The sequence below is a fragment of the Streptomyces sp. NPDC000345 genome (genome assembly GCF_042898825.1).
In the GTDB taxonomy this organism is placed as follows: domain Bacteria; phylum Actinomycetota; class Actinomycetes; order Streptomycetales; family Streptomycetaceae; genus Streptomyces.
On record NZ_JBIAZE010000009.1, the window covers coordinates 96,446 to 110,945 of the forward strand.

Here is a 14,500-nt window from a genome sequence, read left to right on the forward strand (position 1 = left end):
TGGCGTCTCCCCATCTGACATTTGTCATGGGGAGTCATGACACCTCGCACTGCCGCCGGCCTCCGTCCGCGGGGAGGCTTGAGGCATGGACACGAATGGACACGTGATCGAGGTCACCGACCTCCGGCGTGTGTACGGGGGCGGGTTCGAGGCGGTCCGTGGGATCTCCTTCCACGTCGGCCGCGGTGAGATCTTCGCGCTGCTCGGTACCAACGGCGCCGGCAAGACATCGACCGTCGAACTGCTGGAGGGCCTCGCGCGCCCCGACGGCGGACGCATCAGCGTCCTCGGCCACGACCCGTACACCGAGCGCGCCGCCGTCCGGCCGCGCACCGGGGTGATGCTGCAGGAGGGCGGCTTCCCCTCCGAGCTGACCGTCGCGGAGACGGCGCGGATGTGGGGCGGCTGCGTGAGCGGCGCCCGGCCCGTCGGGGAGGCGCTGACCCTGGTCGGGCTCACCGGCCGGGCGGACGTGCGGGTCAAGCAGCTCTCGGGGGGCGAGCGGCGCCGCCTCGACCTGGCGCTCGCCCTGCTCGGCGACCCCGAGGTGCTGTTCCTCGACGAGCCGACGACCGGCCTGGACGCCGAGGGCCGCCGCGACACCTGGGACCTGGTCCGCACCCTGCGCGACTCGGGGACGACGGTGCTGCTGACCACGCACTACCTGGAAGAGGCGGAACACCTCGCCGACCGGCTGGCCATCCTGCACGAGGGGCGCATCGCGGCCGCCGGGACACCCGCTGAGGTGACCACGGCCCAGCCGTCCCGGATCACCTTCGAACTGCCCGAGGGGTACTTCGTCGGCGACCTGCCTCCGCTGGGCGAGCTGGGCGTGTGCGGTCACGAGGTCGACGGGCGCGTGGTCCGCCTGCGCACACGGGAGTTGCAGCGGGCAGCCACCGGACTGCTGGTGTGGGCCGAGGGCGCGCGGGTCGAGCTGCGGGGACTGGACGTGCGGTCGGCCTCGCTGGAAGAGGCGTTCCTGGGGATAGCCCGGGACGCGTCGGAGGGTGCGGCAGCCCAGGAGGTCGCCGCATGAGCGGCAACACGGTCAAGGGAGCGACGACCACTCCGGTGAGCCGTATGGCCGCTCTCGGGCGGGCCGAGCTGACCCTGCTGGGGCGCAGCAAGAGCACGCTCGTCGCGGCGGTGCTGGTGCCGCTCGCGCTGCCCTTCAGCCTCGCGTCGGTGGTCGACGACATGGAGGTGGAGGACGTCGGCCTCACCACCGGCCTGGTGCTGCTGCCCGCGGCGATCGGCTTCTCCCTGCTGTTCGGGGTGTACTCGGCGCTGGCCGCCATCTACACCGCCCGGCGCGAGGAACTGGTCCTGAAACGGCTGCGCACCGGGGAGTTGCGGGACGCCGAGATCCTGGGCGCCTCCGCGCTGCCGGTCCTGGCGACGGGGCTGGTGCAGTCCCTGGTGCTGGTGATCGGCTCCACGGCACTGCTGGACATACCCCTGCCCGAGGCACCCCATCTCGCCGCCCTGGGGCTGCTGTTGGGCCTGGTGATGTGCGCGGCACTGGGGGCGGTCACGGCTGCCGTGACCCGCACCGTGGAGAGCGCCCAGGTGACCACCATGCCGATGGTGCTGATCTCGATGATCGGCTCCGGGGTGACCGTCCCGCTGGAGTTCCTGCCCGACAAGGCCGCCTCGGTCTGCGAACTGCTGCCGCTGTCCCCGGTGATCACCCTGATACGCGGTGGCTGGACCGGTGATCTCTCGGCCTACGAGGCCCTGGGCGCCCTCGCCACCGCGCTGGCCTGGACCGTACTGGCGGTGTTTGCTGTAGGGCGATGGTTCCGGTGGGAGCCCCGGCGCTGACCTGCCGGGGGGACGGGGGAGACACGGGGATGCGCAGACCAGGAGGCTGGTGGCGGCAGAAGAGCACACCGGCGAAGGTCGAGACCTACACACGGTGGTCGTTCCACTTCTTCGCGCTGGCCGAGTTCACGGCGGTGGGGCTGCCGTTCACGGGGGCCGCGCTGTGGACCGGGGGCGGGCTGTGGCTGCCGCCGATGATGCTCGTGCACTGCACACTCTGTGCCGCGACGGCGTCGCGGGCGCTGGACTGGACACTCGGGCGGCGGCCCCAGCCGGTCCGGCTGCTGTGGGCACTCGCCGCCGCCACCGCGGCGGTCGCCGTCGCCGCGATCTGGATCGCGGAGCACGGCCCGGACCATGAGGGCGTGGCCTCCGCCGCGGGGGTGGTGTTCGGGGTCTCCCTGATCTTCGCGGCGGGCGTCACCGCGCTCGGTGTCCGCAAACGGCACCGGGTGTTCGCCGTCGTCAACGGCTTCGCGGCGGGGGCCGGCGCCGTGGCGTTCCCCATCACCGGGGACGGCTTCGCCACGCTCGTCGCGATGGCGTCGGTGCTGATCGGCGGCGCGTTCCTCGCCTTCACCTCCGTCTTCTCGGTCTGGCTGTTGAACGCCGTCTATGAGCTCGACGAGGCCCGTGAGACCCGTGCGCGGCTCGCCGTCGCCGAGGAGCGGCTGCGGTTCGGGCGGGATCTGCACGACGTGATGGGACGCAATCTGGCGGTCATAGCCCTCAAGAGCGAACTGGCGGTCCAGTTGGCCCGGCGCGGGCGGCCGGAGGCCGTGGAGCAGATGATCGAGGTGCAGCGGTTGGCACAGGAGTCGCAGCGGGAGGTGCGCGAGGTCGTACGGGGGTACCGGGAGGCCGACCTGGGGGTCGAACTCGCCGGTGCGCAAGGGGTGCTGACGGCTGCGGGGATAGCCTGCGAGGTGCGGGGGGAGGCCGACGGGCTGCCCGATGAGGTGCAGTCGGCGCTCGGCTGGGTGGTGCGGGAGACGACGACGAACGTCCTGCGGCACGGGGACGCCGGGCGGTGCTCGGTGGGACTGCGGGTGACGGAGGGGCGGGTGGTGCTGACGGTGGAGAACGACGGGGCCGTGGCCGAGAGAGACGGTGGCGGCGGGTCGGGACTCGCGGGTCTGCGGGAGCGGTTGCGGCAGGTCGACGGGACGCTGGAAGCCGGGTTCGTGGGGGCGGGCGTGTTCCGGGTGGTGGCGGAGGTGCCACTGGGCGGGAAGGGCCTGGAGAGCAAGACCGAAGGACCGCTGAAGGAGACGAGTGCTGTGAGTGAGGTCACGTCATGACCGTGCGGGTGCTGCTCGCCGACGACGAGCACCTCATCCGGGGCGCGCTGGCCGCGCTGCTCTCGCTGGAGGACGACTTGGTGATCGTCGCCGAGGCGGCCACCGGGCCGGAGGCACTGGCGATGGCGCGGGCGCACGAGCCGGATGTGGCCGTGCTGGATCTCCAGATGCCGGGCGCGGACGGTGTGAAGGTCGCCACATCCCTGCGGGCGGAGCTGCCCGGCTGCCGGGTGCTGATCGTCACCAGCCACGGCCGGCCGGGGCATCTGAAGCGGGCGCTTGCGGCGGGTGTGCGCGGGTTCGTCCCGAAGACGGTGAGCGCCCAGCGGCTCGCGGAGATCATCCGTACCGTGCACTCCGGAAACCGTTACGTCGATCCGGAGTTGGCGGCCGACGCGATCGCGGCCGGGGACTCGCCGCTGACCTCGCGGGAGGCCGAGGTGCTCGAACTCGCCGCCGACGGGGCGCCCGTCACGGAGATCGCCGAGCGGGCCGCGCTGTCACCGGGCACCGTGCGGAACTACCTGTCGTCGGCCCTCTCCAAACTCGGGGCGGAGAACCGGCACGCGGCGGTGCGTCTCGCACGCGAGCGGGGTTGGGTATAGTTGGCCTCGCGCCACGGCGCACTGCGGACGTAGCTCAGTTGGTAGAGCGCAACCTTGCCAAGGTTGAGGTCGCGAGTTCGAGCCTCGTCGTCCGCTCCATCGAGAACCCCGGTCCTTGGGACCGGGGTTTTCTCGTGCCCCCGGTTTCCCGGGGGCCCCTCCCGTTGCTCCCTTACGACCAGCTGGTGCCGGTGAGGCGTTCGTACGCCTCGATGTACTTGGCGCGGGTCGCGTCGACGATCTGCTGGGGCAGCGGCGGCGGGGGCTGCTCGCTCTTGCGGTCCCAGCCGGACTCGGGCGAGGTGAGCCAGTCGCGGACGAACTGCTTGTCGTACGACGGCTGGGCGCGGCCCGGCTGCCACTGGTCGGCCGGCCAGAAGCGGGAGGAGTCCGGGGTGAGGACCTCGTCGGCGACCACGAGGGTGTCACCGTCGAAGCCGAACTCGAACTTGGTGTCGGCGAGGATGATGCCCCGCTCACGGGCGATGTCGCGGGCGCGGCCGTAGACGGCGAGGGTGGCCTGGCGCAGCTGTGCGGCGGTGTCGGCGCCGACCTGGCGGGCGACCTCCTCGTAGGAGACGTTCTCGTCGTGCTCGCCGACGGCGGCCTTGGTGGCCGGGGTGAAGATCGGGGCGGGGAGTTCACTGCCGTCGGCCAGGCCCTCGGGGAGGGCGAGCCCGCAGACCGTGCGGGACTGGTTGTACTCGACGAGGCCGGAGCCGGTGAGGTAGCCGCGGGCCACGCACTCGACCGGGACCATCTGCAGGGACTTGCAGATCAGGGTGCGGCCGGCCCAGTCGGCGGGGGCGCCGGGAGGCAGTTCCGTGCTGAGGACGTGGTGGGGGACCAGATCGGCGAGCTGGTCGAACCACCACAGGGAGAGCTGGGTGAGGACGCGGCCCTTGTCGGGGATCTCGGTCGGCAGCACCCAGTCGTACGCGGACGTACGGTCGCTGGCGACCATCACGAGGTCGCCCGCCTCGTTCCGGTACAGCTCGCGCACCTTGCCGGTGTGCAGATGCACCAGGCCCGGCACCTGAAGGGGCTCGGGCTTTTCTACGAATCCGGACACGGTTCCTCCCCGTGGTTCTGTCCTAGTGGCTTGATTGTCCCGTACACCGGGATTGATCAAGGACAGAGGGGTCGGGCGGGTCGGCGCGGGCGGTCAGTAGCGCTTGCAGATGCGGTCCAGGAGGTTGGCCGTGGCGCGCTGGATGCGGTGATCGACATGGCCGGGGCGGTCCAGGGCGGGCGACCAGGCGAAGGTGCCGGAGGCGAAGACCAGGGCGCCGGAGGGGGCGCGGTAGAGGGAGGTCTCCTGGTGGCGCAGGACGCCCTCGCTGTCGGTGTAGGGGGAGTGGGCGAGGAGGATGCGCTCCTCGTGCGGCGGGAGCGGGGTGCGCGGGAAGTAGCGGTCGGCCTCGCCCGCGACCAGGCCCTCGATGCCCTCGCCCTCACGGGCTCCGGTGGCCTCCCACAGCCAGTGGCCGGCGTTGCGCACGATCAGCGGATGCGGCTCCGGGACCCGGCCCGCGTACTGGATGCCGACGAGCTGCTGCTCGGCGCGGTCGATCTCCCGCCACAGGAGGGACTTGCCCGGGCCCTTGCGTTTGCGGCAGGTCAGCAGCCGGCCGGGGACTCCGGACGGGGACGGCCCGAGCTCCACCTGCCAGTACAGGGTGTTCGCGGACAGGAAGACGAGGGAGGTGCCGCTGTCGCGGGCGAGCTCGACCGTGCGGCGCATGGCCGGCGACCAGTACTCGTCGTGGCCGGGGAAGACCAGGCCCCGGTAGCGGGTGGGGTCGATCTGGCCGGCGTGCAGGTCGCGGGCGTCGGCGTAGGCGACGTCGTAGCCGTAGCGCTCGGCCCAGCGGATGAAGTCGTAGGCGTGCCCGACGTGAAGGGGCAGGCCCGCGCCCGCGTACGGCCGGTCGAAGGAGACCGTGGTCGCGGCGTCGGCCTCGCCCAGGAGACGGCCCTTCTCGTCCCAGGCGTGGTAGAGGCTGGCGCCGGTGCGGCCGTCCTCGGGGTAGAGGTTGTAGGCCTGCCAGGTGATGTCGGGCAGGAGCAGGAGCAGGTCGGCGGGGCGGTTGTCGCGGATCGTGAAGGGCACGTGGGAGCGGTAGCCGTCGGCGGTGGTGAGGACGGCGACGTACGCCCCGACGTTCCAGTACGACGGAACCTGTAAGCGCCAGGAGAGCCACCAGTGGTGGCAGGAGACCGTGCGGTCGGCGGTCAGGGGCGGCGGCTGGACGATGCCGGAGAGGCGGGGACTGGTGGTGATCTTGGCGGCGCCGTCGCCGTCGTAGTGGCCTATGCGGTAGATGTCGACGCTGAACTCCTGGGGCGGGTCGACCGTGATGTGGAAGTCGACGGCCTCACCGGGGGCGACCGCGCCGGTGGAGGTGAATCCCTTGATCTGGCGGCGGACGTCATCGGCGGAGCGGGGCACGCCGGACAGGGGTGCGCTGCGGGGGGCGGGCACCCGGGGGGCGCCCTCCTTCGCCGCGGGGGCCGGGTCGACGTACCAGGGGACGACATGCCCGGTGTCGTCGAAGTAGGTCTCGCTGCCGCGCAGCCAGGGGACGGGGCCCTGGCCGAACGGATCCGTCACGGCGTGGGCCAGTGCTCCCGACTCCCATCGGCGGATGTGCTCCGGTCCCGGTGCCATGGCGCTCCCCTCCCTGGTGCCCCCGTGATCGTCCGGCGGTGCGGTCTCGATGCGGTCGCGCTGCGCGCTGTGCGGACGCGCTGGTCTGCTGTGCCTGTCCTATGTCGCACGCCCATGCCATGGGCGCGATCCGGTCCCAGCACATCACATAACGCGCGCAGACAGTCACTATTCGTTGTGAATTGGCCGAAAGTGGAACCAGTGGGTCCGTTCCGGACGGGTCGGTTCGGGCCGGGGCCGGTCGGGGGGCGGGTGGGGGCTGGGGTGTGGCTCGGGTGGGGCTCTGGTGGGGCTCGGGTGTGGCTGGGAGCAGGCCCCGGGGGCCCGGGGTGGGCCCGGGTGGGCCCCGACGAGGCCCGGGTGGGCCCGGAGTACGGTCCCGACGAGGCCCCGGGGGGCGCCGGGGTGGTGCGGCCGGTCGTTTCGGGCGGCGGTTCGGGTCAGCCCAGCCGTACCGGCTTCTCCGGGCGTATGCCCAGCTCCACCAGCCAGGCGCGCAACGGGGCCGCGTCCCCGTCCTCGACGAGGCTGAGGACACGCGGTGCGAGGTCGGGCACGCGCTCGCCGCCGAGGAGGAGGGTGGGGCCGTCGAGCCAGTCGAGCCCGGGCGTCGCACCGACGGTGTCCATCGCGGCGCAGCAGACCATCGCCGTGACGTGATCGGCGAGCAGTTCGCGGTCGGTGCGCGGGGGCTGGAGCGGGAAGAGCGGGAGGGCGCCGTCCTCCCAGAGGGGTCCGTCGGGGCCGCCCTGTCCCCCGCCGGGCGAGGGAGGCGTCGCCGCCACCGCCTCATCCCGCGCCACCTCCGTCCCCAGCCGCGCGGCAAGCGCCTTGCTTCGGGGGCTGGGGGCGGGCAGCCCGTCCTCGTCGTCGCCCTCCTCGGGCAGGGCGGGGGTCGCGGGGTGCACCTGGGACGCCGGCGGCGTCGAGGGCTTCGGTGGCGTGGCGTCGGCGGGCGGGGTGTCCAGCGGATGGACCGCGTCCGGGAGGTGGGACGGGTCCGGGAGGTGGGACGGGTCCGGGAAGTGGGACGGGTCCGGTTGGCGGGCCGGGGCTTGCGGGTGGGTCGAGGGGGGCGGGGTGCCTGCCGGGCTCGGGGGGGCCGCAGAGGGGGCTCGGTCCGAGCGGCTCGAGGTGTCCGCGGAGGCGGCTGGGTCCGGAACGCCCGTGGGGTCTGTCGAGGTGGACCGACCCGAAGGGCCCGTGGTGCCCGTCGGCGTGACTCGGTCCGAGTTCGGCGTATCCAACGGGGCAGCCCGACCCGAGGTGCTCGTCGGGTCCGTCGAGGCGGCGGATCGGCTCGACATGCCGCTCGTCGGGTCCGTGTCCGCAGAGACGGCTCGGTCCGAAAGGCTCGTCGCCTCCGTCAAGGAAGTTTGGTCCGGCGGGCCGGGGGTCTCAGCCGAGGCCGCTCGGTCCCCGAGGGGCGTGAGGTCCGCCGAGCCACGGCCGTCCGCAGCGGACGTGGCCGCCGCCGGGCCGGAGTCCTCCGCGAGAGAGGTGACGGCCGTCGCGTTGGTGTCGTGCGTGCGGGGCGGGCCGGTTGTCGGGTCGGTGTCGTCCATGTAGGGCGTGAAGGCCGTGGGGTCGGGGCCGTCCGTGAGGGGGGTGGTCGTCTTCGGGGTGGAGGTGTCCGTGAGGTGGTCCAGTACGCGGGCCAGGGTGGGGCCGACCGGATGGTGGGGGGTGGGGTCGGGGGCGGGGCGCACGCCCAGGGAGTCCAGGACCCGGTGGAGGCGGGCCGCGTCGGTGCGCCATTTGCGGTCCACGACCTCGTCCGGGTACTCGTGCCAGCCGACGGGGGACCAGTCGGGACCGGACTCCGCAGGGCCGCCGTGGAAGAGGCGGGCGGCGAGCAGGGAGGCGGCCTCGTCGACGGCGCCGGGCTCTTCGAGCAGGTCACAGGCGGGACGCTCACCGAGGCGGGAGGCGAAGCCCTCGGCCAGGCGGTCCCGGCGGGACAGTTCCGTCAGCGCGGCCACGACGCCGGCGTCCAGCCGGGACGGCCAGCGGCCCATCCGCCAGGCCGGCAGCGCGACCCGGGTCAGCAGCCGGTCCCAGCCCGCGTACGCCAGGCCGACCTGCTCCTGGGCGACGATCCGCAGGCCGTAGTCCACAGCCTGTGCACGCTCGGCGGCCGCGGCGGCCACGCCCCGTTCCATCTCGGCGGCATGCGTCTGGCAGCCGCGCAGCATCAGCCGGGTGACCCAGCCGATGCCCACGCAGACCAGGCGGACGCCGGGACAGCGGCCCCGGTCTGCGGAGACGGCCACCGCGGCGTCCAGCCCCCGCACGAAACGCCGGGCCGCGGCTATGTCGGGGTGCGCCGAAGGTCCCGTACCGGCGACGACCGGGGCGAGGACGGCGCGCAGCTCGCCGACGCGCATCCACCACAGGAACGGGGAGCCGATCACGAGGACGGGCGCGGTCGCCGTACGACGGTGGAGGTGCCGGCCGGAACCCGCGCCGGCTATCTCGTCCCGCGCCCGGGGCGCGGGCGGGCCGTGCGCCGGATGGGTGCGGTCCTCCAGCCAGCTGTCGCAGTCCGGCGTGAGCGCTATGGCGGAGGGCGCGGGGACGTCGAGTCGGTCGGCGAGGTCGCGCACCAGCCGGTACAGGTCGGGGGCCGCCTCCTCGGCGATCGCGACGGTGGGGCTGACGGCGGGGCGGGCGCGGGCGACGACCAGGCCGACGACAGCGGCCGCGAGCAGCACGACGAGCGCGACCACGGAGACCACCCAGCGGGCGGTGTCCCAGCCGGGGCCCACGAAGTGCCCCGTGGAACCGCCGACGAGCAGGATCACGGCGGCGGCCGCGGGCAGCAGCGCGACGGCGAGCGCCCGGCTGCGGATGCGCAGCACGGCCAGCGCCCGGGCCCTCGCGGCCTGCGCGCCCGCCTCCACACCCATACCGGTCACGACCGGAACTCACCCCCTCACCGTCTCGCGGTCCTCGCCTGCCTGCTCTTGCTCACTCCCCCACTGTGGCACCCGCCACTGACATCGCAATGCCGGTGGGCCAAGTGCCGGAATGCTTGCGCCGCACCCTAGTTGGCCCTCCGGCCCCCGTCAGCCGGATAGCTCAGCGCTCACTCGATGGAATGGCTTTGGGGAGAGGTGGATGACGATGGGCAACGATCAGGCCCCGGGTGCCGGGGGCGTCCGCAAGGGACTCCCACGGCACCCGGGGCCTGGAGGATGTTGCCTGGTCGCAGGGCGTGTTACGCGCCCGCCGCCGCCTTCGCGGCGATGTCCGTACGGTGCTGGGAACCGTCGAGACCGATCCGCGCGACGGCCTGGTACGCCCGCTCGCGGGCCTGCGTGAGATCGGTGCCGGTCGCGGTGACGGACAGCACGCGGCCACCCGCGCTGACGACCGACTCGCCGTCCCGCCTGGTCCCGGCGTGCAGGACGTACGCGTGCGGGGCGTCCTCGGCGGCCACCTCGTCCAGCCCGGTGATCGGGTCGCCGGTGCGCGGGGTGCCGGGGTAGTTGTGCGAGGCGATGACGACGGTGACGGCCGCGTCGTCGCTCCAGCGCAGGGGCGCGAGGTCGGCGAGGGTGCCGGTCGCGGCGGCGAGCAGGACGCCGGCGAGCGGGGTCTTGAGCCGGGCCAGGACGACCTGCGTCTCGGGATCGCCGAAGCGGGCGTTGAACTCGATGACCCGCACGCCCCGGCTGGTGATCGCGAGACCGGCGTACAGCAGCCCGGAGAAGGGGGTGCCGCGGCGGCGCATCTCGTCGACGGTCGGCTGCAGAACCGTCTCCAGGACCTCCTCCACCAGCTTCGGGTCGGCCCACGGCAGCGGCGAGTACGCGCCCATGCCGCCGGTGTTGGGACCCTCGTCGCCGTCCAGCGCGCGCTTGAAGTCCTGGGCGGGCTGGAGCGGGAGGACCGTCTCGCCGTCGGTGATCGCGAAGAGGGAGACCTCCGGGCCGTCGAGGAACTCCTCGATGACCACGCGTTCGCAGGCGGCGGCGTGCGCCTTCGCCGCGTCGAGGTCGCCGGTCACGACGACCCCCTTGCCCGCGGCCAGACCGTCGTCCTTGACGACGTACGGCGCGCCGAAGGCGTCGAGGGCCTCGGCGGCCTCCTCGGCGTTCGTGCAGACGTACGAGCGGGCGGTCGGGACGCCGGCCCCGGCCATGACCTCCTTGGCGAAGGCCTTGGACCCCTCGAGCTGCGCGGCTTCCTTGGACGGTCCGAAGACCGGAATTCCCGCCTCCCGCACGGCGTCGGCGACCCCGGCCACCAGCGGCGCCTCCGGGCCCACGACGACGAGGTCGGCGCCGAGCTCCAGCGCCAGCGCGGACACGGCCTTGCCGTCCAGGGCGTCGACCTGGTGCAGCTCGGCGGCCTCGGCGATGCCGGCGTTGCCGGGAGCGCAGTGCAGCGCGGTGACGGCGGGGTCGAGGGACAGTGAGCGGCACAGGGCGTGTTCGCGGGCGCCGCTGCCGATGACGAGGACGTTCACGGGGGTCAGCCTAACGGGAGGCGGCGGGGTGGCTTTGTGCGGGCTTCCGAGGGCCGGGACGCCGGGCCTTCGTAGATTCCTCCGAAACGCGGCGGTGGGCTGCGGGAACCAGGGCCGAAGGGCGGCCTCGCCTATTCGTTGGTGTACTCCTCCACGACGGTCGCGCCCAGCTCGCGCACGATCAGTTCATGACCGGAGAGGGCCGACTCGTTGAGGTCGGGGTCGTCGTCCTCGGGAATGTCGTCCTCGGGAGCGACCGGTTCGGGGGCGGAGTGCCGGGGCGGGGCCGGAGCGGGGCCGGCGGAGGCCTGGGCCGACCCGGACGAGGACGCGGACCCGGGACCGGACTGGACCGGGGTGGCGGACGCCGGGGGCTGTGCGGCCGGGCCGCCGCCGTAGCCGGCACCCGGGGCGCCGTACGACGAGGAGCCGCCGGGGCTGCCGTAACCGCCGCCCGCGTTGCCGTGGCCGCCCGGCGCCGCGCCGCCGCCGTGGCCGCCGGCCGGCGCGGGGGCCGAGCCGCCGCCGGACGGGTCGACGAGCGCGTCGATCTTCCACTGGACGCTGAACTGCTCGGCCAGCGCCTGCCGCAGCACCTCCTCGCTGCCGCTGCTCGCGAAGTTGTCGCGGGCACCGGCGTTGACGAAGCCGAGCTGGAGCGTGGTGCCGTCGAAGCCCGCCACGTGCGCGTTCTGGCTGAGGAGGATCCAGGTGAAGCGGCGGCGGTTCTTGACCGCCTCCAGGATGTTGGGCCAGAGCATGCGGGGGTCGAGGCCGCCTGCGGGGGGTGCGTAGGCCGCAGGGGCGGTGGGGGCGGCCGAGGCCGGTACCGGGACAGAGGGGGCGGGGGCGGCGATGGCCGCCGGGGGGCGGACCGCTCCACCGCCCGCCGGGGTGGCCGTGGGCCAGCCGCCGGGCCGACGCCCGCCGCCCGCGGGGGCGGCGGTGGGCCAGGCGCCCGGGGCGGGCGCCGGGGCGGCGGGTGGCTGGGCAGGCGGGGCCGGGGCGGGGGCCGGGGCGGGGGCCGGGGCGGCGGGCTGCGCGGGACCGGTCTCCGCGTCGGCGGGAGCCTGCGCGGGAGGCGCGGAGGGCGCAGCCGCGGCGGCAGCGGGGGGCGCGGCGGAAGGACGGTGGTCGGGGTGCTGCGCCGGGTAGGGGGAAGGCGGCTGGCCGGGATGCTGGGCGGCGACGGCGGCGCCGCCCGATCCCGCACCCGCCGCGGGTCCGGCACCCGGTCCCGCGCCCGCGCCGCCCCGCACCGCGGCCCGGGCGGCGGCCGCTCCGCCTCCCGGCGGGATGGGGGCGCCGCCGGCCGCGGCCGCGCCGCCGCCATGCGCCTCCGGCCCGGGCACGTACCCCATCGCGGGCATGCCCTGGGGAGCGCCACCGGCGGAGAAGTTCACGCCGCGCTCGATGCGGTCGAGGCGGGCCATGACGGAGCGCTCGTCGCCGTAGGCGGCGGGCAGCAGCACGCGCGCGCAGATCAGCTCGAGCTGGAGGCGGGGCGAGGTGGCGCCCCGCATCTCGGTCAGTCCCTCGTTGACGAGGTCGGCGGCGCGGCTGAGTTCGGCGGCGCCGAAGACGCCGGCCTGGGCCTGCATCCGCTCGATGACGTCGGCGGGGGCGTCGATGAGTCCCTTCTCGGCCGCGTCCGGGACGGCGGCGAGGATGACGAGGTCACGCAGCCGCTCCAGCAGGTCGGCGACGAACCGCCGGGGGTCGTTGCCCCCCTCGATGATCCGGTCGACGACCTCGAAGGCGGCGGCTCCGTCGCCCGTGGCGAAGGCCTCGACGACGGAGTCGAGCAGCGAGCCGTCCGTGTACCCGAGCAGGGAGGTGGCCATGGCATACGTCACACCCGCTTCGGTCGCGCCGGCGAGCAGCTGGTCCATGACGGACATGGAGTCACGCACGGACCCGGCCCCGGCCCGCACGACCAGGGGCAGGACGCCTTCCTCGACCGGGATGTCCTCCTTCTGGCACACCTCACCGAGGTAGTCCCGCAGGGTCCCCGGCGGGACGAGCCGGAAGGGGTAGTGGTGCGTCCGCGAGCGGATGGTCCCGATGACCTTCTCGGGCTCGGTGGTGGCGAAGATGAACTTCAGATGCTCCGGCGGCTCCTCGACGACCTTGAGGAGCGCGTTGAAACCGGCCGACGTGACCATGTGGGCCTCGTCGATGATGTAGATCTTGTAGCGGCTGCGGGCGGGCCCGAAGAAGGCCTTTTCCCGCAGGTCACGGGCGTCGTCCACACCACCGTGCGACGCGGCGTCGATCTCGATGACGTCGATCGATCCCGGCCCGTTCCGCGCCAGGTCCCGGCACGAGTCGCACTCGCCGCACGGGGTCGGCGTGGGGCCCTTCTCGCAGTTCAGGCACCGGGCCAGGATCCGCGCGCTGGTCGTCTTGCCGCACCCGCGCGGACCGCTGAACAGGTACGCGTGATTGACCCGGTTGTTCCGCAGCGCCTGCTGCAGCGGGTCGGTGACATGCTCCTGCCCGATGACCTCGGCGAACGACTCCGGGCGATAGCGGCGGTACAGCGCGAGAGACGACACGCCTACGAGGTTATAGGCGCCCACCGACAACCGGGATCCGCGCGAGGACCGGGCACGGCCCGGACGACAACCCCGCCCCTGCCCGCCCCGGAACGCAAGCGCCCCCCACGCACCCGCCAGAGCCGACCTACCCTTGCTGCCTTCCGGCCCTGGGGGAGTTCAGTCAGATAGCGCCGCGTGAGGGGCTGCGCCCACAGTACCCGATGGCGGCAGGCGGGAACGAGTTCGCGAGCACTCCTCAACGTCTTGTATTGTTTGCGGCGGAGGATTCGCCTAGAGGCCTAGGGCGCACGCTTGGAAAGCGTGTTGGGGGCAACCCCTCACGAGTTCGAATCTCGTATCCTCCGCCAGTGCCTCACCGGGCACGATGTCGAAGGGCCCCACCGTTCGCGGTGGGGCCCTTCGTCGTTGTCCGTCTCAGTTTCCGTCTCAGTTCGTCTCTGGTCCTGGTCAGCAACAGCCCGCTCGCAACGACTCTCGCCGCGCTCCGTGCTGCGGGCCATGCCCCGGTCGCCGAGACCGCAGAGGGAACGGTACGCATCGAGAAGCGTCTGCCGCAGAGGGCCGCCGCTGCCGTCCCGTCCGCGCGAAGGAACGTCGGACGGCGAGGCGCCCGGACCACCGCGACACGCGCCTCGGACATGCCCACCGACGCCGGGATGGACGTCCTGGCCGACCGGCTGCTCAAGGCCCCGTCGACTGCACCGGAACCCGACCCGTTCGGCAGCGGGGTGCCTTTCGCGACGGGCACCGAGGAGATCGTCGCCGGATACGCGAAGCACCTGTCGTACAGCGACGTCCGCCAGGTCGCCCATGCCATCGACGCCGGCGCGACCATCACGGTCGAGTACATCGCCACTTCGGGCAACCGGACCGTACGCACCCTCAGCGACCTGGAACTCGACCCGCCCCACCTCGACGCCTGTGCCACCTGCGCGAAGCGGAACGCGTCTTCACTCTCTCCCGCATCCATGGCGTGATGCCCGCGTAGGACTCGGCGGCCAGGCCGGGTGCCCGGGTGTGCCACCTCGCGGGGCACCTCGCGAGATATACTTGACCCCACA

Annotated in this window: 9 protein-coding genes, 2 tRNA genes, 1 other RNA gene and 1 pseudogene; 7 read left to right on the forward strand and 6 right to left on the reverse strand. The window is 73.6% G+C overall.

Annotated features, from left to right (window positions below):
* Nucleotides 1-85 precede the first annotated feature (85 nt).
* The 5 genes from ACFY30_RS22490 (at nt 86) to ACFY30_RS22510 (ending at nt 3,832) form a co-directional block, all read left to right on the forward strand.
* The gene (locus ACFY30_RS22490) at nt 86-1,039 is read left to right on the forward strand and encodes an ABC transporter ATP-binding protein (RefSeq protein WP_390846947.1); all 954 of its coding nucleotides are present in this window, start codon (nt 86-88) and stop codon (nt 1,037-1,039) included.
* Nucleotides 1,036-1,827, forward strand: a complete 792-nt coding sequence (locus ACFY30_RS22495; RefSeq protein WP_390846948.1) for an ABC transporter permease — start codon at nt 1,036-1,038, stop codon at nt 1,825-1,827. The genes ACFY30_RS22490 and ACFY30_RS22495 overlap by 4 nt, the downstream gene beginning before the upstream one ends.
* 29 nt (nt 1,828-1,856) lie before the next feature.
* Nucleotides 1,857-3,128, forward strand: coding sequence for a sensor histidine kinase (locus tag ACFY30_RS22500; protein WP_390846949.1), 1,272 nt, complete (start codon nt 1,857-1,859; stop codon nt 3,126-3,128).
* A complete protein-coding gene (locus ACFY30_RS22505; RefSeq protein WP_390662290.1) occupies nt 3,125-3,733 on the forward strand; it encodes a response regulator in 609 nt (202 codons plus the stop codon). Before ACFY30_RS22500 ends, ACFY30_RS22505 begins: the two co-directional genes overlap by 4 nt.
* Before the next feature lie 23 nt (nt 3,734-3,756).
* A tRNA-Gly gene (locus ACFY30_RS22510) sits at nt 3,757-3,832 on the forward strand.
* Between the two features lie 73 nt (nt 3,833-3,905).
* Here ACFY30_RS22510 and ACFY30_RS22515 read toward each other — a convergent pair.
* The 6 genes from ACFY30_RS22515 to ffs form a co-directional block, all read right to left on the reverse strand.
* Nucleotides 3,906-4,805 carry a phosphoribosylaminoimidazolesuccinocarboxamide synthase gene (locus tag ACFY30_RS22515; RefSeq protein ID WP_390846950.1) on the reverse strand — a complete coding sequence of 300 codons (900 nt, stop codon included), beginning with the start codon at nt 4,803-4,805 and terminating at the stop codon, nt 3,906-3,908.
* 93 nt (nt 4,806-4,898) lie between these two features.
* The gene (locus tag ACFY30_RS22520; RefSeq protein ID WP_390846951.1) at nt 4,899-6,404 is read right to left on the reverse strand and encodes a N,N-dimethylformamidase beta subunit family domain-containing protein; all 1,506 of its coding nucleotides are present in this window, start codon (nt 6,402-6,404) and stop codon (nt 4,899-4,901) included.
* Nucleotides 6,405-6,844: 440 nt separating this feature from the next.
* Nucleotides 6,845-9,313 (reverse strand): hypothetical protein, encoded by a 2,469-nt coding sequence (locus tag ACFY30_RS22525; RefSeq protein WP_390847170.1) that lies wholly within the window; start codon nt 9,311-9,313, stop codon nt 6,845-6,847.
* A 311-nt stretch (nt 9,314-9,624) separates the two neighbouring features.
* Nucleotides 9,625-10,878, reverse strand: coding sequence for a phosphoribosylamine--glycine ligase (gene purD, locus ACFY30_RS22530; protein WP_390846952.1), 1,254 nt, complete (start codon nt 10,876-10,878; stop codon nt 9,625-9,627).
* A gap of 131 nt (nt 10,879-11,009) precedes the next feature.
* Nucleotides 11,010-13,436 (reverse strand): DNA polymerase III subunit gamma and tau, encoded by a 2,427-nt coding sequence (locus tag ACFY30_RS22535; protein ID WP_390846953.1) that lies wholly within the window; start codon nt 13,434-13,436, stop codon nt 11,010-11,012.
* 91 nt (nt 13,437-13,527) lie between these two features.
* Nucleotides 13,528-13,626: signal recognition particle sRNA small type (gene ffs, locus ACFY30_RS22540), an RNA gene on the reverse strand.
* 72 nt (nt 13,627-13,698) lie between these two features.
* Between ffs and ACFY30_RS22545 the strand changes: the two genes are divergently transcribed.
* Nucleotides 13,699-13,786: transfer RNA gene (locus ACFY30_RS22545), tRNA-Ser, on the forward strand.
* Nucleotides 13,787-13,876: 90 nt separating this feature from the next.
* Nucleotides 13,877-14,427, forward strand: a pseudogene (locus tag ACFY30_RS22550) (hypothetical protein); the annotation flags it as partial.
* Nucleotides 14,428-14,500: the final 73 nt, after the last annotated feature.

Excerpts from the sequence above, each read along its gene's own strand:
- ACFY30_RS22495 (WP_390846948.1), top strand. The coding sequence starts at position 1,036 with ATGAGCGGCAACACGGTCAAGGGAGCGACGACCACTCCGGTGAGCCGT.
- ACFY30_RS22505 (WP_390662290.1), top strand. The coding sequence starts at position 3,125 with ATGACCGTGCGGGTGCTGCTCGCCGACGACGAGCACCTCATCCGGGGC.
- ACFY30_RS22500 (WP_390846949.1), top strand. The coding sequence starts at position 1,857 with ATGCGCAGACCAGGAGGCTGGTGGCGGCAGAAGAGCACACCGGCGAAG.
- ACFY30_RS22490 (WP_390846947.1), top strand. The coding sequence starts at position 86 with ATGGACACGAATGGACACGTGATCGAGGTCACCGACCTCCGGCGTGTG.
- ACFY30_RS22525 (WP_390847170.1), bottom strand. The coding sequence starts at position 9,313 with ATGGGTGTGGAGGCGGGCGCGCAGGCCGCGAGGGCCCGGGCGCTGGCC.
- ACFY30_RS22520 (WP_390846951.1), bottom strand. The coding sequence starts at position 6,404 with ATGGCACCGGGACCGGAGCACATCCGCCGATGGGAGTCGGGAGCACTG.